Raw genomic sequence first — 20449 nt, forward strand, 5'->3', positions numbered from 1 at the left:
TAAAACTTATAATTTTTGTTTTTTGAATGAATATAATTAATGACAATACATTTATAATGAAAACTAATTTGGTTATGGTGTTTCATTTGTATTTAATTTTTAAATTTGTGGTCTAGTTTGAAACGAAACAATTCAGACAATAATTTTAAAAGACAAAAAATTATGGCATTAGCAATTACAGATGCTACTTTTGATGAAGTAGTTTTGAAGTCAGATAAACCGGTAATGGTAGATTTTTGGGCAGCATGGTGCGGTCCTTGTAGAATGGTTGGTCCAATCATTGACCAATTAAGCGACGAATACGCAGGTAAAGTTGTAGTAGGTAAAGTAGATGTAGATGCTAACCAGGAATTTGCTGCAAAATACGGTGTTCGTAATATACCAACTGTTTTGGTTTTTCATAACGGTGAAGTAGTAGGAAAACAAGTAGGAGTTGCTCCGAAACAAACCTACGCAGATAGTTTAGACGCTTTGTTGTAATCGAAAGATTATAATTTATATAAAGAAGGTTCGGCGAAAGTCGGACCTTTTTTATGTTTAAAGGTTTTTACAGATTGAAAAATCTTTTTATATCAATTTTACTTATATTTTAGTCCAATGCTTTCTGATATAATGCCGATGTAATATGAAAATAGTACAATGCAATTGGACTATATTGAATATACAATCGGTATTAATCCTTTCAATCTGTGGCAAAAGAAACAGATTGAATTTTAATTCGTGAAAATTTAGGTATTACCTGCTAAACTTTTTTTATTTTTAGAGCATCTTAATTTCCTTTAAAAATGAAAATTTCCTATAGCTTACTCTGCTTTTTTGTGTTTACTACAATTGGTTTTTCCCAGTCGAAACAAAAAGAAAAATTAATTTTAGAGGACGGTGTTTCAGAGCAGTTAGCACATTTTCGAAAAAAGCAGATTTCGAAACTCACTTACGGACTGTCTTTCGAAATTCCGGAGAAAAAAGCGCAATCCATTAATGCCGAATTGGTGTTGGATCTTGTTCTTGCTGACGGGAGTGAGCCTTTGTATCTCGATTTTAAAGAGAAGACTCAAAATATTAAATCAGTTACAGCAAACGGGAAAAATATCCCAATTGTGCATCAAAAAGGACATATTATAATTCCTTCAGAAGGCTTAGTAAAAGGAAAAAATACGATTGCAATTTCTTTTATTGCAGGTGACTTGTCTTTAAACCGAAACGATGATTTTTTGTATACTTTACTGGTTCCCGATCGTGCCAGTACTTTATTCCCATGTTTGGATCAGCCGGATATCAAAGCAACTTATAAATTGAAGTTAACGGTTCCAAAAGACTGGTCGGTTCTGGCAGGGGCATATGTAGAGGAGAAGTTTGAAAAAGATGATTTTACAAGTTACACCTTTGGAGAATCCGATAAAATGAGTACTTATTTGTTCTCTTTTGTAGCAGGAAAGTTTAAAAGCATCACGGAGAAACTAGGTTTAGAAATGACCATGTTGTACCGCGAAAACAATGCAGAAAAACTAAAAAGCAGCACTGATACTATCTTTAAACTGCACCAGCAATCCTTAGATTTTTTAGAAAAATATACGCATTATAAATTTCCGTTTCAGAAGTTAGATTTTGCTTCCATTCCTGTTTTTCAGTATGGCGGAATGGAACATGTTGGAGCGATACAATATAAAGAATCAACTTTGTTTCTGGATAATAGTGCTACAGATAGCGAGAAACTCGATCGTGCCAAATTAATTGCACATGAAACTTCACACATGTGGTTTGGAGATTTGGTTACCATGAAATGGTTTGATGATGTCTGGATGAAAGAGGTTTTTGCCAATTTCATGGCCGACAAAATCATGAATCCGATTTTTCCTAAAGTCAACCATAATTTACAATTTTTAACGGCACACTATCCTAATGCATATGGCGAGGATCGCTCGTTGGGTACGCATCCAATCAAGCAAAATCTTGCCAATCTTAAAAATGCAGGATCACTTTACGGAGCCATTATTTACAATAAAGCACCTATTATGATGCGTCAGTTAGAAGCTTCAATGGGAAAAACAGCTTTTCAGAAAGGAATCGAAAAGTATATTAAAAAGTACGCCAACGATAATGCTGACTGGAACAATCTGGTAGAAATTCTGGATGCCGAAACACCTTTGGATATGAAAAAATGGAGCGAAGTCTGGGTAAATAAATCTGGAAGAGCCATTTTTACAGATAAGATTGCCTACGATGCTCAAAACCGAATTTCGAGCTTTGAAATTACACAGCAGGCAGAAGATCGTTCGGCTAACGTATGGCCTCAGATTTTTGATATTGGTTTGATTTATCCTAACAGCGTAAAAGTGATCAGTGCTACTATAAAAGACAAAAGTCTGTCGCTGAAAGAAGCAATTGGGCTCGAAAAACCAATAGCTGTTATTTACAATTATAATGGTTTTGGGTATGGTGTTTTTCCGCTTGACGGGAATAATTTAGATTCTGTTTTAAGCCTACAGGATGAGGTGGCAAGAGCTTCGACTTACATTAATATTTATGAAAATACCTTAACGGGAAATGTCGCTCCGGCAAAAGCTTTCGATTGTTTTGTGAAAGGAATTCAGCAGGAGCAAAACGAATTGGTGCTGAAAATAATTACGAATCAAACCAGTGCTGTTTTTTGGAAATATCTCACGCAAAAACAGCAAAATAGAGCACAAAAACAGCTTGAAGAAGTAGTTTTCGATCGTTTGAAGACCAATTTGCCTAGCAATATCAAGAAAACATTGTTTAATCTGTTCAGTTCGATTGCTTATTCAGATTCAGGAAAAGTAAAGCTATATGCGATTTGGAGTAAAGAAACGGTAATTTCAGGTTTGAAATTAAACGAAGACGATTATACGAACATGGCCATGAATCTGGCAATTTTTAAGCATGAAAAAGCAGATGAGATTCTGAATAAGACCAAAACTTCGATTAGTAATCCCGACAAGCAAAAACGATTTGAATTTCTGCTTCCTTCATTATCTAAAGACGAAGGGGTACGCGATGCTTTTGTACAATCTTTAAAAGACGATGCCAACAGAGAAAAAGAAGCATGGGTTTCTGTCGGTTTAGCGAATATAAATCATCCATTACGTCAGGAAAGTGCTCAGAGGTATATTAGATTTTCACTAGATTTGGTTGATGAAATTCAGAGAACGGGAGATATCTTCTTTCCAAAAGACTGGCTGAACAATACCATTGGGAAATATTCGTCGAAATATGCTTTTGATGAGGTACAGCGATTTTTAAAAGAGAATCCTAATTTTAGTCCCATTCTGAAAAGAAAATTAATGCAGGCAACCGACGGTTTGTACCGCGCACAAAATATTAAAAAAGAAACCGAATGAAAATTGAATCGGAAATAGAAAAAGTCTCCAGTTTTCAGCATCTCGAAATGCTGGCGAATCAGGTGGTAGAAGGGTTTATTTCGGGGATGCACAAAAGTCCGTTTCATGGGTTTTCGGCCGAATTTGCTGAGCATAAAGTGTATAATGCCGGAGAAAGTACCAAACACATCGATTGGAAGCTGTTTGCCAAAACAGATCGTTTGTATACCAAACGTTTTGAGGAGGAGACCAATTTGAGGTGTCATATTATTGTCGATAATTCATCGTCTATGCATTATCCTGAACTAAAATCAAATCAGCCCTTTTACGAAAAGAAAATTGGGTTTTCTGTTTTGGCGTCTGCTGTATTGATGAATATCCTTAAAAAACAACGTGATGCTGTTGGTTTGAGCGTGTTCTCGGACAGTTATGAATATTATGCTCCCGAGAAAGGAAGTGATCGCCATCACAGAATGCTGCTCAATAAATTAGAACAGTTACTGGAACAGCCAAAAGGTAAAAAAAGTACCGATACGATTACGTATCTGCATCAGATTGCGGAGAAAATGCATCGTCGTTCGATGATTATTCTTTTTACAGATATGTTTCAGGCCGAAGAGGATGAGAAGCTTTTTAACGCCTTACAGCATCTGAAACACAACAAACATAAAGTAGTACTGTTTCATGTAGTTGACGATCAAACCGAATTGAAATTTGACTTTGATAACACGCCGCGCAAATTTATTGACCTGGAATCAGGTGAAGAAGTATCGATTTTTGCTGATAACGTAAAAGCGGAATATGAAAAAAGGGTAGAAGGCTATTTTAAAAATCTGGCTTTAACCTGTGCAAAGAACCATATTAAGTACGTTCCGGTAAATGTAGGCGACAATTTTGAAAAAATATTGACGACATATTTAGTTGAAAAACAAAACTTTGGATAAATAATTTAAAATTTATTTAATTTTTTTTCAAAAAACACTTGCAGAAACGAAATTCTGTACTATCTTTGCAACCGCAATAACGCAGAGGTTTGGTAGTTCAGTTGGTTAGAATACATGCCTGTCACGCATGGGGTCGCGGGTTCGAGTCCCGTCCAGACCGCAATATTGGGAAAAGCCTTTCTTAACGGAAAGGCTTTTTTGCCCAAATACGGTATCTAAGATTAGTTGTGTTGTTTTGCTACGACTTTGTAACTCGTAGCTGGTTTAGTAGTTAGACCAATGAAAAGCTTTCCACTTTTGTGGATGGCTTTTTTGATTTAAGGCTATTCTGATTTTAACCGCAAGGTGCGCTAAGGTTTACGCAAAGTCCGCAAAGTTTTTTATAAGCTTTGTGGATTTTTTGGTTTTTACTTGTTTGGTTTAGCCGCAAGGTGCGCTAGGATTTACGCAAAGTCCACAAAGTTTTTTATAAGCTTTGTGGGCTTTTTGGTTTTTATTTGTTTGGTTTAACCGTAAGATGCGCTAAGATTTACGCTGAGTCCGCAAAGTTTTTTATAAGCTTTGTGGGTTTTTTGGTTTTTATTTGTTTGGTTTAACCGCAAGGTGCGCTAAGATTTACGCAAAGTCCATAAAGTTTTTTATAAGTTTTGTACACTTTGCGCTTTGAGGTTCGCAGTCTTTGAGGTTAAAAAGAAAGTAAATTCTTCTTTTTTGGTTTTATGGTCAAATTTTAAAATATTGGAATTTAATTGATTAAAAATTAATTGAAATTTATTCGTAAAAAATGCTTGCAGAAACGAAATTCTGTTGTATTTTTGCACTCGCAATAACGCACGGTTTGGTAGTTCAGTTGGTTAGAATACATGCCTGTCACGCATGGGGTCGCGGGTTCGAGTCCCGTCCAGACCGCAATATTGGAAGAAGCCTTTCTTAACGGAAAGGCTTTTTTGTTTTTTGTATTTAACCGCAAAGTGCGCTAAGATTTACGCAAGGTTCGCAAAGTTTTAATTTAGCTTTGCGAACTTTGCGTTTTTTTCTTTGCGAACTTTGCGGTTAAGTCTTAATGGTTCAGCTTTGGAATTTAATTTTCTTATATTTAAAGTTGCAAAAACATTGTATAAACTCCAATGGAATATTCAGGTCAGAAATTAGATAAGTATTACATCAAAAAAGTAGATGCCGATAAAAAAAGCATTTACTGTCACCACGATTTGATGGGGGAGTTGTTTGTGCCTACACATAAACACGACAAAGCACAGTTGTTGTATGCCGAAGGGGATGTTGTTTTTGTAACCACCGAAACTAAAACCTATTTTTTACCGGCACGTCATTTTATATGGATTCCTAGTGGGGTGGAGCACAGCATTGAACCGAAGTCGGAAAATGTTACGATGCGGAACCTGTATTTTCCGGTTGAAAAAGACGAAAATGAGTTTTACAAGAACGAGGGAATTTATCCGGTGAATAATTTACTGCTTCAAATGATGCTTTTTACGAATCGATGGAATGGCGATCTTGAGAAAGGAACTCCAAACTTTACCATCGCCAAAGCTATAAAAGCGATTCTGCCTCAAATATGTACTACGAATTTGCCTTTGGGATTACCGCAGCCAAAAGACAAACGACTTGGAAAGATTTTACGTCATATCGAGAATAATCTGGGAGAAACGATTTTATTTGCTGATGTAGCACATGAATTCGGATATAGCGAGCGCTCTTTGTATCGCTTGTTTCAAAAAGATCTTGGAATGTCCTTTATTCAATATTATACTATTCGAAGAATTTTAAAGGCAATCGAATTGCTATTAGAAAGAAAGCTTTCGGTGAAAGAGGTAGCCGAAGAAGTTGGATATAATAGTGTTCCAACTTTCAGTAATACTTTTTTTAAGATTTTAGGACAAAGACCTTCCGATTACTTAAATGGTGAAGAGATTTTGGAGCAAAAGTAAATTTTTAACTCTTTAATAATCTGCTCAATCTGCGGAATCTGCGAGAGGGAAAAATAAAAATCGCCTTAAATCCTTTAAAAGCTGAGTGAAAAATCACAATCCAAATCTGTTTTGTAATAAATTGTTTTTCAGTATCTTAATATAACGTTTTCGAAAAATCCGATTTTAACATTTGTCCGAAATGAATATGTTTTTGACTTTTTAGAATTATCAGTCAATGAGAAAAATGAAGGAACTTTGCAGCTTAAATTATTTATGTATTCATGTTCCTTAAAACAACAAATTCTACGAACGATTGTTTTCCTAAAATCCTGCTCTTATTTTTACTTGTATTAGCATTTAATGGTATAAAAGCGCAGGAAGTTCACTCGGTTTCGCTAAAAGAAGCTTTGAAGCTGGCCAAAGAAAACAACAAAAAAATCCTCAGATCTCAACTTGAGGTTACGCTTTCAGAGCAAAATATCAAAGAAAGAAAAGAACTCCGATTGCCTGATGTACAACTAAGTGGAATGTACTCCAGAATCACTAATATTACCGAATTTAAAGGAAACGGGTTTTTAAACGGAAAAGAAGTTACAAAGGCGATTCCGGAACTCTATGAAGTGAATTCGAGTTTTAAAATGCCAATCTATGCCGGAAATAAAATAAATAACGCCATCAAAATTGCCAATCAGGAGAGTGAAATTGCTAAAATAAAAACAGAAAAGGTCGAAAATGATGTCGAACTCGAAGTGGTGGCAAACTATCTGGCGATTTATAAGATGATGGAGCTGCAAAAGATTTTTGAAGAAAACATCAAAGAAGAGAAAAGCCGATTGAGAGAAGTGCAATCACTCCGAAAACACGGGGCGGTGACTAAAAATGAAGTTATCAGAGCCGAATTACAGCTTTCGGATCGTGAATTAAATGCGCTTACAAATTCCAAAAACATAAAAATTGCGCTTCACGATCTTAAAACTCTAATTCAACTTCCGGAAAACGAAGAAATAGCCATCAATACGGCGGCCAGTTTGGATGAAATGAACGGTTTAGATCCGTATGATTTTTATCTAAATAAGGCTTTGAATAATGAGGAGATGCGAATTGCCAGTCAGGAGCTGAATATTAGCAAAACAGAGCTGAAACTGGTTAAAGGGAATTATCTGCCAACGGTTCATTTTTTTGGGAACTATGGTTTTTATTATCCGAACTACAAATTCTTTCCGCCTAATCCATATTTGTACACACTGGGGCAAGTAGGGGTTGAAGCCGCTTTCGATCTTTCGTCTCTGTATAAAAACAAGACCAAAATGGATCAGGCAAACACCAAAATCAAATGGCAGGAAATGCAATCTGAGATTCTGAAAGACGAAATTCAGGATAAGCTTTTTAAAGAGCATACACAGTATCAGGAGATCCTTGAAAAGTTTGTTGTAGTAGATAAAGCTTTGGATTTGGCTGATGAAAATTACCGTATTGTAAAATTGAAATATATGAACCAACTGGTTTTAATAACCGAAATGGTTGATGCTGATAATGCTTTGCTTCAGGCAAAATACAATAAAGTTGCCACACGATTGGATGCGATTTTAAAACATTACGAACTCTTGCGTACGGCGGGAATGCTTCCGTAGGGTTGGAAGTTAAATGTTAGATGTTGGAAAATAGAAAATAGAATATAGAGAATAGACGAAAAATATGGTTAAGATTAAAAATGAGACTAGAAGAAACAGAACGTTTCATGTGTTAATAACAATTATCGCAAGTGTATTGGTGGTAAGCGGTATTATTTTGGGAATTTGGTTTTATGTTTTCAACAGGAATCACGAGGAAACTAATGATGCTCAGGTCGAGCAATATGTAACGCCAATTATGTCGAGAATTACGGGTTATGTGCAGGAAGTTCGTTTTAATGAAAATCAGTTTGTGCACAAGGGAGATACTTTGGTTGTTATTGATAACAGAGAATATCAATCGAAATTGAATGTGGCTCTTGCCGATGTTCAGAGCGCAAGGCAAAACAGCCTGGTTGCCGAGAAAAATGCGGTAAACACGGCAAGTGCGACGGCTATTAATGAAGCGCAATTAGAGGCTGCAAAATCGAATCTTTGGAAAACCAAATTAGAGTACGAAAGGTACAAAGCTTTGGTAAGTGAAGAAGCGGCAACTTCTCAGCAATTAGAAAAAGTGAAGGCAGATTACGAGTCGGCACAAGCGCATTTTCAGGAGATGAAAAACAGAATCCATACTTCGGCTTTAAGTACTTCGGTGGCTGAAGCAAATGTGCCAACTACACAAACCAATATCGCTTCGAGACAAGCCACGGCAGATAATGCGGCTTTATTTCTTTCGTATACTATAATTACAGCACCTTACGATGGCTGGATCGGGAAACGAACTTTGCAGCCCGGACAATTGGTAAAAGAAGGTCAGTCGCTGCTTTCGATTGTAAGTAAGGAAAAATGGATTACGGCCAACTTTAAAGAAACGCAATTGCAGTATCTAACCGTTGGACAGAATGTCGAAATCAAAGCCGATGCGGTAAGCGATAAAACATTTATAGGAACAATTGCCTCATTATCGCCTGCGAGCGGGGCAAGATTTTCATTGCTTCCTCCGGATAATGCAACTGGAAATTTCGTGAAAATCGAACAAAGAATTCCGGTTCGAATACAGTTAAAGGATGACGACAAACAAACCGATTTTTTAAGAGCGGGAATGAATATTACTGTGATTGCAGCACACTAAAATGGAAGATAAAAGTATTTTTAAATCCTGGGTTCCAAAGTGGGCAATCATTATTATTTTGTTTGTCTGTCTTCTGCATTCTATGATTTTATTGGGAGTTTATACGTCAAATGTGACCTATGCGGCAAGTTTTCTCGATATTGAACCCGAAGACCTGCAGTTTGCTATGTGTGTTACTTACGGGACGCTGCTCGCGACCATTTTAATCGAAGCGAGGTTCTCTAGTTTTTTCCCTGCTAAAAATTACCTCATGGCGGTGTATTCCTTAATTGGAATTACGATTGTTTCTTCGGCCTATATTACCAATTTTTCGCTCTTTTTAATTATGAGAATTGCCGAAGGAATCCTGATGGCGCTTCCGGTAATTACGATCCGACAATTGTTGATCGAACAGTTCAATTCTAAAAGTGCCATCATCATAGGTTTTTCGTTTTATTATGGAGCGTTGTTGTTGTCTACACCTTTTATAATGAATATTGCCGTTTGGTTTCTGGATCATTACGATTGGAAATACATGCTGTATGTCTCGGGCGGATTGCAGGTTTTGAACGTTTTTTTAATCTTAGTTACTTTTCGTGGGCACCGAATCACAAAGAAAATTCCGTTGTATCAAATCGACTGGATGAGTTATTTTTTGGTTTTAACTGCAATTCTTTGCGGTGCTTACTTTTTTGTCTATGCCGAGAAAAAATATTGGTTCGGTTCTTCTCAAATGGTGCTAACGCTTATCGTTGCACTGATTTCGGGAGGGCTGTTTATCTTTAAGGAGCTTTTGGTAAAAAGACCCACTTTTAATTTTGAAGTCTTTAAATATGCCAATCTGCGCATTGGATTTTTGCTGTTTTTCCTTTTTTATATCAGCAGGGCAACGCTGAGTCTTTGCCATTCGGCGATGTATTCAATTTGGAATTGGGATCCGTCGCGTGTGGCGGGCGTGCAATACATTAACGGACTAGGAAATGTAATCGGACTTGTTCTGGCGGCTTTTTTTCTAATGAGGTCCGTTTCGACCAAAATCATTTTTATCATTGGCTTTTCGCTTATTGCATTGTTTCATTTTTGGTTTACGTTTCTTTTTGTGCCCGATGTGGCGTTGTCGGATATTATCATTCCGTATGTTTTGCAAGGCATTGGAGTGGGATTTTTATTTGTTCCGTTAATATTGTTTACGACTTCTTCGGTTCCTTCAAAAATGGCGGCTTCATCTGGAATTGTGGGGGTTTCGGGACGTTTTTGGGGAAGCACCGTTGGCTTTTGCGTGATGCAGAATGCGACCGTATTTTTAAACAAAAAGCATTTTTTAAAACTCAGTCAGTTTGTAACAGGTGATAACCCCGAAGCGCAGCAAACGATTGCCACAACAACACAAAGTTTTATCGCCAAAGGATATTCGGCAGACAATGCCAATGTTTTAGCTATGAAAAAGATCTTCGGAACCGTTACCAAACAAGCTACTTTACTGGCTGATATGGAGATTTATACCATTATGGGTTATAGTCTTCTGGTTTTGATCTTCCTCATTGTCTGCAATCAGCATTTAAGACAAACGATGACTTTGGTGAAAAGTAAAATCTGGATAGGCTGAGGGTTTTGAGTTATGAGTTATGAGTTATGAGTTGTGAGTTGTGAGTTGTGAGTTGTGAGTTTTTTTTGCGGAAAGTTTCTACGCAATCTTGTCATTCCGACGGAGGAGGAATCACACTCGTAATTCGACAAAGATTGATGACAATTGGAATGGAACCTCTGGTGCGATTTCTCCTTCGTCGAAATGACAAACTGTACGTGAAAAATAATAAATGATACAAATAGCCTCCTGCTTTAGCTGGAGGTTTTTTTATGATTTGGAGGAAAAGGCTTTAGTCGAATGATCTCTATTTTAAAGGAAAATCAAGTAATTCTTTAGGTTCGACATCTAAAGCATTGGCAATTTTTATAAGAGTTTTTACTGTGGTATTGATTTCAGCTCTTTCTACTCTGCCAATCTGGTTTTGAGGTATGTTACAATAATCAGCTAATTCTTGCTGGGATAAACCTTTTTTTTCACGAAGTTGTCTGATGTGAAAGCCGAGATTTGTAATAAAAGTTTCTTCTGAAATGCTCATATTTCAAAAATCACAAGATTTATTTCTTTTTTTAAATACATATATGTGTTTAAATGTATTATATTTGAAAAAAAATAAGATTATGGCTACAATAAATATTTCAAATGATGTTGAAACTAGACTAAAGGATTTTTTTAAGGATTTTATCGAGCCTAAAGATATGGCAAGAATGTTACGACAGGTAAATTATGCGCTTTCGGTTTCTTCCATGCGAGGGTGCGAAACCATGGAATCTGAATTACCTTATATCGATGATAATTTTTATTGGCTGAATAAATTGGCGGAGATTTTAGATCCTTATTTGGATGTGGAGTGAAAAGAAAGTTATGCTTTAAGTGTCTTCATTTTTGTGAAGAGATAAACTAAAAAAAATGCGAAAATCTCATAATGTAGAGACTTTCGCATTTTTGAGAGTATTTAAGAATTCTTTCCTGCTCCAAGATTCTTTGTCATTGAGATTAATTTGGGGCGTAAATTTAGAATGACATAGAGAGTATTATGATCTGATTTATTTAACAAAGTAATTATTTTTTAAATACTTTATTAAGGGGTATAGTATAATTATTGAAAAGCATAGTACACTTAAAATCAATAGGTAGTCAGTGAATTTGTTGTCTATTTCAAGTGCTTTTGAAACAAAAAAGATTATTATTGATAATGTGCCGATTATTCTCAGGAATAATCGTAGTCGGTTTGGATTTTTATTCATAAAAAAAAGGCTTAAAGTCAAGGTTGATAAACACATGTAAAAGTAGGTTTTTTTTAATTAAAAAATGTTAAAACAAAGATAATGATGTGTTTGTGTGTTTTATATCGGTTTGTGTATTGAAATAGGAAGCTTGATATTTATTTTGATAAAGTAAAGTCGTAAAGTTTTCGGATAGAAATTACTTTGTTATTGATAGGTATTTTTGCACCTGATCGCTTTTAGAAGGAAGATATTTACTAAAACAAAAAAGCTTCTGATTTCTCAGAAGCTTTTTTTCGGTGCGGATAATAGGACTCGAACCTACACGCCTATCGCTTCCACTTGGCTCTTTTTGATATTACCTATAAATCAAACAAAAGCACTAAAAAGTCAATAAAATCAACTTGTATAAGGGTTTTTTGATAGTGTCAACTAGTGGAATGATATAGAATGAAATATAATAAACTAGTATGAATGTCGGGCAAGTGTCGGGCAACTTTAAAAAATGCCGTATCTTTGAAATTGATATATGATATATAATTAAAACATATAATCATAAAAAGTTATGGCATCAGTTAAATTTAGAGTGCGAAGCAAAGCAAACAAAAATGTATCAATTAAAGTACGAGTTATTTTAGGTAGAGGTAAACAAGATCTAGAATTAAATACGGGATTTTCTATTAATCCAAAAGATTGGAGTGAAACTACAGGTCGACCAAAACAAAACACCTCTGAAAACAAAGTAATATTTAATAATCTCAAAAAATTAGAATCTTTCCTTTTTGAAAATATTAATAATGATATGGGAGAAGCTGTCGTAATTGATAGTTTTTGGCTTGATGCAAAAATTAATGAATGTTTTAAACGTGTCATAAAAAGTGAAACAGGTTTATTGGTTAACCATATCCAGTACATTATTGATAATGCAAACACTCGCAAAGTAAAAATCAATGGAGGTTTTAAAATCGGGTTAAGTGCCAGTACAATAAAAAACTATACACTTTTTAAAAATATAATTTTAGAATATCAAACTAAAATAAAAAAGCAAATTCAGTTTGTTGAGGTTACAAAGCCTTTCGTTGAAAAGTTCACAAATTGGTTAATTAATACTAAAAATTATTCGACAAACTATGCAGGAAAACAATTAGAGATTTTAAAAACGGTTTGCATTGATGCAGAGAAACACGAAATACCAGTAGCACCATATTCAAAAATAATTCAGCACTTTCGAGAAAGTGAAGCGGATAGGTACATACAAACTTTATCTTTTGCTGAACTGGAACAAATTAAAAATTTGGATTTGTCAAATGTAGAAGAACTCAAACAATTTAAAGTTTCAAACCCCGAACTTACAAAAGGTATTGCTATTACGCCTGAAGCGTTAAACAATGCACGAAACTGGATTTTGATAGGTTGTGAGATCGGACAGCGAGGAGGCGACTTACTTAAATTGACAAATGAAAATGTAAGATATAAAGGAGTATCCATTTACATTGATATAATTCAACAGAAAACAAATAAAAACGTTACAATAGGAATTATTGCTCCTCATGTTATTGATATAATCGAAAATCATTTTCCAAAAGAATTACCTCATCAAAAACTTAATGATTATGTGAAAGTAATCTGTAAGTTGGCTCGGATTGATTCAATTGTTAAGGGTACAAAATTAAATACCGAAACTAATAGGAAAGAGTTAGGAAATTATCCTAAATATGAATTAATAGCAAGTCATTGTTTTAGACGTTCTTTTGCAACAAACTACTATAAAAAAATCCCAACTGCGGTATTAATTGGAATAACTGGACACTCAAAAGAAAGCTTGTTTTTGACCTATATAAACCAACGTGAAGACAAGGATAGTAATGCTGATTTATTTATGAAATTCTATAGTGACTTGCAAAAAAATGAGCCACCAAGATTAAAAATAATTAAGGACGGAACAAATGAATGAATTGCTTTTGGCTTAATTACCTGATAAAGAGGTATTTGATTTTTTGATTTGCTTTAGTTTTCAACCTAAGGTTGAAAACTAAAACGTGTAATGATATGACTAACATAAACATTTTAGTCATGTCACAAATTCAATTCCTGGCAACTAGTCCAGAAAAATTAAAACAAGAAATTACTGCTGATGTAAAGTTAATTCTAGATGAATTCTTAAAAAATTTCAAACCTGTTCAACCAAATGAATATTTAACAAGACAAGCGGTTTCCCGCATGTTCGATGTAGATATTTCGACCATAAATAACTGGTCAAAAAGTGGAAAACTCAAACCGCTTGGTTTAGGTTCACGTGTCTATTTTTTACGCTCAGATATTGAAGCTTCTTTGATCCCATTAAGGTAATTGAAGCTTTACAGTATCATTAATGCTAATAAAAATATAGATCGAAATCTGTCATTTTATTTATCAGAAAATCAAGATACAGAGAAGGCACTAATTAACGGCATTGCAAATCTTAATAATATGGAAACAGAATCAGGAAGATCCTTTGATTCTCTTACCTATTTGGCTGTGAATTATTTTTATGATCAAATTTATCTTTCGTGTAAAGAAGAAGATGATAAAATTAAAAAATATCATTACAGAAAGTTAAAATCAACTAGTATAGCAGGGATTAAAGCAATATTAGATGTTTGTAATTACACGCCATATACTCCAATGGAAATAATTACTAATACTGAATATGTAGAATTGTTTCGTGCAGATTACTTTACAGAATGTTATTTAATAATTCAAACCGCTTACTTCTTTGGTTCAAAGCGGTTTGGCGAACATCCTTATTTTGAATCTGTTGAGCACTATAGAAAGACTGGCGAAATTTTGCAGAATGGTGTGGATGAACAAAGACTTGAAAGCGCGTTTAAAAAGATTGACGATTTTAAGGAATGGGTTAAGAGTCCAACAAAATTTAAGAAGCGACCAGTTCAATTTAATATGGATACTTATCTTAATAGTTGGTATTATGGTGTATTAGATATTTTAGCAAATACATTTGGGACTTGTAAAAATTATAAATATGACTATAAAGTAAAGAATGGGGTCATTTCAGACTATAGGCTTTATAATAAATTTATACAAACACCTCGAATTCTTCGTAAAGTTCAGCCTTTTGAAATGATAGAATTTGATGTAATGAGTGGTCATTTGTCTTATATAGATTTGATTGTTGGTTCTAACGTTTCAAAAAGCGCTTATGAGAATTATGCCAAGAAATACAATGTCAGTAGGGATGTAGCAAAACGTAAATTTAATTCTATATTAAATCTGAAAGATCGCAGGAATACATGGAACAGTAAACAAAAATATATTGAAACTCTATGTGGCTTTGGATGGACAAAAGAAGAAGCAATTAAAATACAGCTTGAAATAACCGACTCCCCCAATTATCTATTCGTGCATTGGGCAAGTAAACATGAGAGTAAATATGTTCAAAAACTTGCTGAGGTTAACAATATTGTTGGTTGGACAAGAGGACATGATTCATTAAATTTTCTTAAAAGAAATGATATTGATTATAATAACTTCTGCACTTCATTTGAGAATGGAATTATTCAATTTGAATTAACAGAGATAGTAAATGAAAAGAATTACTCAGTACAACAAAAAATTGAGAAGGAAAAATCTACTGATATTGTCGATCCTTCCTTACTTAGCACTAAACTTGGTGAGATCAAAAATGAAGTTGAAAAATTTAAACGAATTGAGGGCGAAGTATTAAATGGATTTCTTAGTGATAAAATAGAAGAACTAAAGGAGTATTGGTCGTGGAGGCATATAAATATTTTAATTTCCCCGCCATCAAGCGGTAAAACAAGTATGGTTGAAAAACTAAACGAACAAAATTATAGATGTTTACTTATAGTACCGACAAAGGCAATAATAAAAAATAAAAATTTAAATGGTTTTGTAAAAGTTTTTGATTCTATAGATATACAAAAACATATTAATAATACGGAATCAATAATTTGCACCTTTGATAAAGGAGCACAAATAAAGGTTGAAGATTTTGGAAAATTCGATTACGTTATTATAGATGAGTCTCATCTTTTGTTTACTGAGAGATATAGAATAAATGCTATAGTATTGTTGCTTAAGAAGCTAAATTCTTATATGCGAAAAGTTCGTAGTAATACAAATTTATTGATAAATAGTACTATTATAATATTAATGACAGGTACTCCTACAGGTGAGGAGTTTTATTTTGGAACAGATGAACATGGTGAGCCAATAACGCAAAAAAAGGAATTTATTAATAATAAAAATAGAGAAGTAACTTTAGTTGGTTGTGAAAATAGAGATATGTGTTACACGTCAATTATCAGTAAAACTAAAGAATTATTAAAGAGCAAATTCAGGGTGCTAATTCCAACAAATATGGGGGAGAAGTGGATAAATTGTTTTGCGGGCAATATTGGTTCTCCAAATTTTGCGATCTATTCAAATAATCAGAAGTATAATCAAGTAAGTGAGGATATTAATAAAATATCTATGATAAATGATGACGTTGAAATACTTTTTACTACTTCTTTGGGGAATGTTGGTATTGATATAAACAATACAGATAAACCAATTGTTATGGTTGTTTATACTGATAATCAAAACTCAATCACAGCGCAAGAAATTGAACAATATGCCAACAGATTCAGAAGAACAAATGTTAAGATTTTCGTTTTTTTTGTAATACCTAAAAATAACCAGTATGATGAAGAATTTGCTTTTAATTATGTAGAAGATCCGAATGAAATAAGTTTAATAAAAAATCATATAGCTACAGATCTTTTTACAGATAATGAATTTGAAAACATGGAGGATAGTTATGGAGTTGACAAAGATAAAGTTAAGTGGAAAGTATTAAATGAAAAATTAAAAGAACATTATAGTAATATCATTTGTATAGGAGGAAATTTAAAAAAGTTTGGTTATAATGTGAAAGTTATAGAGGGTACTTGTACAGATAGTTTTGTGATTAAAAAATATCAAGAATTATTAAAAGAACAAAATGAATTGGAAAAGCAAAGCAAAGTACGGGCTCTAGATTTTATTCTTAGCGATGTATTTAATTTAATAAGAAAGTTCAGTGTTGCCACAATAAAATTAGGTAATTATTCATTGGTTGAAGAAATATTGACTCTTGAAAATGAACAGATTTTTAGAAATGTAAGGTTGTTAGTAAAAAAGTGTGTAGATATTAGTGGTTTTATTAATGATTACGGTTGGATAAAATCATTAATGGAGGATTGTAATATGAATTTTAAGGAGATTGATAATAGACTCAAATTTATGAAGTTTGTTAATAGTGATTTGGTTGACGATTTAGATAATAGCCTAATTGATGAGGTGGATAAAATAGTAAATATGATTGATGGTTATGGTAGTTTATCAAAATTGCAATATCAAAAGATGTTAGATGATTTGTCTCCAAAGTATATCAATAAAGCATACAACAATATGGATCGTAACACAAAACTAAAATTACAAGAAAACTTTAAAAAGAAATTGAACGTCTGTTATATAATTAAACAGGGAAAAAAGATTGAGTTTAAGCAACGATATACGCAAGCATGGATAAGTGATACGATTACTTGGTATGAAGACAATTTGAAAGGTAAATTAGAAACGGAAGCACCCATGAATAAAAGGTTGCTAAGAAATAGAAAAGGAAAGGCAATAGGTGAAAATATAGGGAACGCATATACACATATTTCCGATGATACTATTACTGACATAGCTAAAAGAGTTGAAATTTATGGTTTTGTTACAGTAAAAGAGATTATGGAAATAACGGGTTTATCTAATAAAAGTGTAGGTGGTTTTGTTAAGGCAAAATTTAGTGAATTAAAATCTACACCAAAAATGATTAAAGGAGTTAGAGAAACTAGATATAGCTAATAATTTTACATCTGCTTTTTGGTTGTTTTTGGCTTATGTATAATATATAATATTTTTATAGAGAACAGAAATACAAAAAGCAGATGTAAAAAACTAAAAAAGGCTAGATAGATATTGTAGAATCGATGTATCTGTCAATTTCATCAAAGTAATTCTTAAACTTAATTAATTGATGATTATCGTTTTTTGAAATTATTAGCAGATTTGATTCTATTAACTTAGTATTTATTTGATCGTGATTTAAAACTTCATCATTATCAGAAATTATTAGTAGGCAATTAATAAAAGCATCAATCTTTTGGATGTATTTAATTATTTCTTTATTGATTACTTGATCCAGATTTAACAACGGATTTAGTAATATCGTTTTTGGATGGTTATTGTGTTTTTGTAATATTAAATTCATTTGACAAATAAAATTACATCCAGTAGACGAACCTATTAGTACATTATTTGTTTTTTGATTCCTTGACTATAGCGACCCATTCATTAATTTTATCGGTTAAATTATCCTTAACTGTCCACTCAAAACATATTGCGTTTGGATATCTTACTTGGATATCTTTAAATTTTATTGAATTTTTTGAAGAGTGCAATCCATGAACGTAATAATATTGTAATTTCTTGTCCATTTATTAGAAGTTATGTGTCTAAATTTAAGCTAATTTAGAAAAAAAACACCCCATACATATTGTATGGGGTTAATATGTTTACCAATTTAATGTGGGATACGAATAATCGTTGTAAGCATGCTCGATCTGCAATTGCTTATTTATGTCAGGAATACTAATTAATTCAGTTAATGTTTTCTTAGAATCAATTTTTTTCTCTAATTCCGTTTTTATTTCTTCATTTTGTGATTTCAATTTTTGTATTAATTGCTTGTAAATGACTTTTTCATCCTTTGTGAACTTAGTTGGATCATATTTTTGTTCTACAACTACGCCAAAAGCGTTAACCATATTTACTAAATGCTTATTATTAATCGCTTCTATTTTGCTAACTGTTGACAATGCATTTTTCAGTTTTAAACGGTAATTTTCTAAAAGCAATTTTTCTTTTGCAAGTATTTGTGGTTTTGTGTAATCTTTGGTTAGTGTAATTCCATTACCCTTACCCCAATTTTGGTAATACATAACATCTTCATGTATTAAACATATTTTATTGTCTTTTGCTGACTTAATCAAATAAACCTTGTCAGAATAACTATATGCTAATGCATCAAAAACTTCTGTCGGTAATATTTCATTTAATTTTGTTGAACCAATTTTAGTTGTCGCTGTAGAATCTGAAAAAATGTCCATAGCAATTCTGGGAGAATCCTTATTTTCTTCAATAAAATAACCAATTATTGTTTTGTTGAAGGTAAATGTTTTTGGAGTCATGTTGGTGTAGTCCCATTTAATTTTTTCAGATGTAGTTTGGGCTTGCATTTGTTGTGTGAAAATGAAAATTATTGCAATTAATAGTAATGTTTTTTTCATACTGGTTATTTGGATTTTTATTAATGAACTGCTTTGTTGCACATATAATTCACATATTTGAATATATGTTTGTTTTAATAACCGTAAAAATAAGTATAAATACACATATATGTGCATTAATTGTAAAATAAATTTCACGCTAAACTGTCAATCTTTGAATCATGGAACACAGAGGCGAGATAATAAAAAAAGCGGTTTATAAAAGTGGTTATCCTATTACGGAATTAGCCAAAAGATTATCAAAAAGCAGAAGATGGATTTATCTAATGTTTGAAAACAGTAATGTTTCTTTAGATATAGTGTTACAAATAGGAAAAATTATTCATTATGATTTCAAAGATGAGATCAAAGAATTTAACTCATACCAAAATGCTATAAATGAATCTGCTTTTGATTACCAAAATGAGGAAGCAAATCCTGAATATTGGAAAAATAAGTATTTAAAATTGTTGGAAGAATATAATGAACTTCTGAAAAAAAGGATTGGATAGTATTTCCTGTTATTCTGTAATTAAAAATGGATGCCTACTACATATACTTTAATTTATCAAATAGTAATCATCATTAAAACATGGGTTTATTTTAAAAGTAATTTCTAAATTCAGTATTGAATTTATCTTTTGCGGATAAATATTTTTCCGAAATGCTATCGGGGATAAATAAGATTGAATGTATAAATCTTATCAAAATGAATACAGCAATAATTAAAAAGAAATTAATTAAAGAATTCGATTGAGGATTATCAAAGTTTAGTACCATAACAAAGATTTCGTAGAAAAGATAAAATATAAATATAAAATTGATAATTACCCAGTATCTCGGTTCTGTTTGAAGGATTTTACCTGTTTCAGATATTCTGCCTTCTACATCAATATAACCCTTATGCTCTATTTCTAAAACAAAAAAATTCGAAGAATCTAAGTATTCGATTTCAATATTTATATTACGATCTATTGAGTTGATTTTAACACCTGAAATTTGTTTCAAAAATTTGAAAGATAAAATATCATCAGTTGAATTTATTTCAAGTCTCTTTATATCTGTTGATGTAAGAGTCTTTCTGCCATTATTATAAAACAAAATTCTAGTAGTATATTCATTATTTTCATCTCTCCAATTAATTACTTCTCTTCCTTTTCTACATATTCGTTCAGATGAGAATACTAATCGATAAAAAGTTCTAAAATATAAGTAAAATGCAAAAAACAAACTAACTAATACACCTAAAATGCTTAATGCATTACTTTGTCCACCAACGAGATTAATTATATATTTAATATGTTCTATCATTTACTTCTAAGATTTTATAACAAAAGAAATAC

At 32.7% G+C, this 20449-nt stretch carries 15 protein-coding genes and 2 tRNA genes; 14 read left to right on the plus strand and 3 right to left on the minus strand.

Annotated elements, in window-relative coordinates:
- The first annotated feature begins 162 nt into the window (after nt 1-162).
- The 9 genes from trxA to C245_RS0100970 all read left to right on the plus strand — a co-directional run bounded on the left by trxA (nt 163) and on the right by C245_RS0100970 (nt 10543).
- Nucleotides 163-480, plus strand: a complete 318-nt coding sequence (trxA, locus tag C245_RS0100925; protein WP_012023423.1) for a thioredoxin — start codon at nt 163-165, stop codon at nt 478-480.
- Between the two features lie 305 nt (nt 481-785).
- Nucleotides 786-3359 carry a M1 family aminopeptidase gene (locus C245_RS0100930; RefSeq protein ID WP_017494710.1) on the plus strand — a complete coding sequence of 858 codons (2574 nt, stop codon included), beginning with the start codon at nt 786-788 and terminating at the stop codon, nt 3357-3359.
- Nucleotides 3356-4282 (plus strand): DUF58 domain-containing protein, encoded by a 927-nt coding sequence (locus tag C245_RS0100935; RefSeq protein ID WP_017494711.1) that lies wholly within the window; start codon nt 3356-3358, stop codon nt 4280-4282. The genes C245_RS0100930 and C245_RS0100935 overlap by 4 nt, the downstream gene beginning before the upstream one ends.
- A gap of 86 nt (nt 4283-4368) precedes the next feature.
- Nucleotides 4369-4442, plus strand: a tRNA-Asp gene (locus C245_RS0100940).
- A gap of 675 nt (nt 4443-5117) precedes the next feature.
- Nucleotides 5118-5191, plus strand: a tRNA-Asp gene (locus C245_RS0100950).
- Between the two features lie 218 nt (nt 5192-5409).
- Complete coding sequence (locus C245_RS0100955) at nt 5410-6231, plus strand: AraC family transcriptional regulator (RefSeq protein WP_017494712.1); 822 nt, start codon at nt 5410-5412, stop codon at nt 6229-6231.
- 263 nt (nt 6232-6494) lie between these two features.
- On the plus strand, nt 6495-7844 hold the full coding sequence (locus tag C245_RS0100960) for a TolC family protein (RefSeq protein ID WP_017494713.1): 1350 nt from the start codon (nt 6495-6497) through the stop codon (nt 7842-7844).
- Nucleotides 7845-7908: 64 nt separating this feature from the next.
- Nucleotides 7909-8958, plus strand: coding sequence for an HlyD family secretion protein (locus C245_RS0100965; RefSeq protein ID WP_017494714.1), 1050 nt, complete (start codon nt 7909-7911; stop codon nt 8956-8958).
- Between the two features lies 1 nt (nt 8959).
- Nucleotides 8960-10543, plus strand: a complete 1584-nt coding sequence (locus C245_RS0100970) for an MFS transporter (protein WP_017494715.1) — start codon at nt 8960-8962, stop codon at nt 10541-10543.
- A gap of 286 nt (nt 10544-10829) precedes the next feature.
- On the opposite strand, the gene C245_RS0100975 is transcribed toward C245_RS0100970, so the two are convergent.
- Complete coding sequence (locus C245_RS0100975) at nt 10830-11060, minus strand: helix-turn-helix domain-containing protein (protein WP_017494716.1); 231 nt, start codon at nt 11058-11060, stop codon at nt 10830-10832.
- 82 nt (nt 11061-11142) lie between these two features.
- Here C245_RS0100975 and C245_RS0100980 point away from each other — a divergent pair, with 82 nt between their 5' ends.
- From C245_RS0100980 to C245_RS0100995, 4 genes are all read left to right on the plus strand, one after another.
- Nucleotides 11143-11376: a hypothetical protein gene (locus C245_RS0100980; protein ID WP_026109791.1), complete on the plus strand. Its 234-nt coding sequence runs from the start codon at nt 11143-11145 to the stop codon at nt 11374-11376.
- A gap of 937 nt (nt 11377-12313) precedes the next feature.
- Entirely contained in the window at nt 12314-13702 is a 1389-nt protein-coding gene (locus tag C245_RS0100985) for a phage integrase SAM-like domain-containing protein (protein WP_017494718.1), read from the plus strand.
- Between the two features lie 119 nt (nt 13703-13821).
- Nucleotides 13822-14097: a helix-turn-helix domain-containing protein gene (locus C245_RS0100990; RefSeq protein ID WP_035745991.1), complete on the plus strand. Its 276-nt coding sequence runs from the start codon at nt 13822-13824 to the stop codon at nt 14095-14097.
- A gap of 120 nt (nt 14098-14217) precedes the next feature.
- Entirely contained in the window at nt 14218-17643 is a 3426-nt protein-coding gene (locus tag C245_RS0100995) for a DEAD/DEAH box helicase family protein (protein ID WP_157495754.1), read from the plus strand.
- A gap of 710 nt (nt 17644-18353) precedes the next feature.
- Here C245_RS0100995 and C245_RS0101010 read toward each other — a convergent pair.
- Nucleotides 18354-19127, minus strand: a complete 774-nt coding sequence (locus C245_RS0101010; protein WP_157495755.1) for a hypothetical protein — start codon at nt 19125-19127, stop codon at nt 18354-18356.
- Between the two features lie 161 nt (nt 19128-19288).
- On the opposite strand from C245_RS0101010, the gene C245_RS0101015 reads away from it, so the two are divergent.
- Nucleotides 19289-19618: a hypothetical protein gene (locus C245_RS0101015; protein WP_017494724.1), complete on the plus strand. Its 330-nt coding sequence runs from the start codon at nt 19289-19291 to the stop codon at nt 19616-19618.
- 91 nt (nt 19619-19709) lie between these two features.
- Here C245_RS0101015 and C245_RS0101020 read toward each other — a convergent pair whose 3' ends face one another.
- A complete protein-coding gene (locus C245_RS0101020; protein WP_017494725.1) occupies nt 19710-20417 on the minus strand; it encodes a hypothetical protein in 708 nt (235 codons plus the stop codon).
- Nucleotides 20418-20449: the final 32 nt, after the last annotated feature.

It is taken from the genome of Flavobacterium sp. WG21, from assembly GCF_000335775.1.
GTDB classification, from domain to species: Bacteria; Bacteroidota; Bacteroidia; order Flavobacteriales; family Flavobacteriaceae; genus Flavobacterium; species Flavobacterium tructae.

Bases quoted from the DNA above. Each gene is read 5' to 3' on its own strand.
- trxA (WP_012023423.1), top strand. From the start codon at position 163: ATGGCATTAGCAATTACAGATGCTACTTTTGATGAAGTAGTTTTGAAG.
- C245_RS0100930 (WP_017494710.1), top strand. From the start codon at position 786: ATGAAAATTTCCTATAGCTTACTCTGCTTTTTTGTGTTTACTACAATT.
- C245_RS0100935 (WP_017494711.1), top strand. From the start codon at position 3,356: ATGAAAATTGAATCGGAAATAGAAAAAGTCTCCAGTTTTCAGCATCTC.
- C245_RS0100955 (WP_017494712.1), top strand. From the start codon at position 5,410: ATGGAATATTCAGGTCAGAAATTAGATAAGTATTACATCAAAAAAGTA.
- C245_RS0100960 (WP_017494713.1), top strand. From the start codon at position 6,495: ATGTTCCTTAAAACAACAAATTCTACGAACGATTGTTTTCCTAAAATC.
- C245_RS0100965 (WP_017494714.1), top strand. From the start codon at position 7,909: ATGGTTAAGATTAAAAATGAGACTAGAAGAAACAGAACGTTTCATGTG.
- C245_RS0100970 (WP_017494715.1), top strand. From the start codon at position 8,960: ATGGAAGATAAAAGTATTTTTAAATCCTGGGTTCCAAAGTGGGCAATC.
- C245_RS0100975 (WP_017494716.1), bottom strand. From the start codon at position 11,060: ATGAGCATTTCAGAAGAAACTTTTATTACAAATCTCGGCTTTCACATC.
- C245_RS0100980 (WP_026109791.1), top strand. From the start codon at position 11,143: ATGGCTACAATAAATATTTCAAATGATGTTGAAACTAGACTAAAGGAT.
- C245_RS0100985 (WP_017494718.1), top strand. From the start codon at position 12,314: ATGGCATCAGTTAAATTTAGAGTGCGAAGCAAAGCAAACAAAAATGTA.
- C245_RS0100990 (WP_035745991.1), top strand. From the start codon at position 13,822: ATGTCACAAATTCAATTCCTGGCAACTAGTCCAGAAAAATTAAAACAA.
- C245_RS0100995 (WP_157495754.1), top strand. From the start codon at position 14,218: ATGGAAACAGAATCAGGAAGATCCTTTGATTCTCTTACCTATTTGGCT.
- C245_RS0101010 (WP_157495755.1), bottom strand. From the start codon at position 19,127: ATGAAAAAAACATTACTATTAATTGCAATAATTTTCATTTTCACACAA.
- C245_RS0101015 (WP_017494724.1), top strand. From the start codon at position 19,289: ATGGAACACAGAGGCGAGATAATAAAAAAAGCGGTTTATAAAAGTGGT.
- C245_RS0101020 (WP_017494725.1), bottom strand. From the start codon at position 20,417: ATGATAGAACATATTAAATATATAATTAATCTCGTTGGTGGACAAAGT.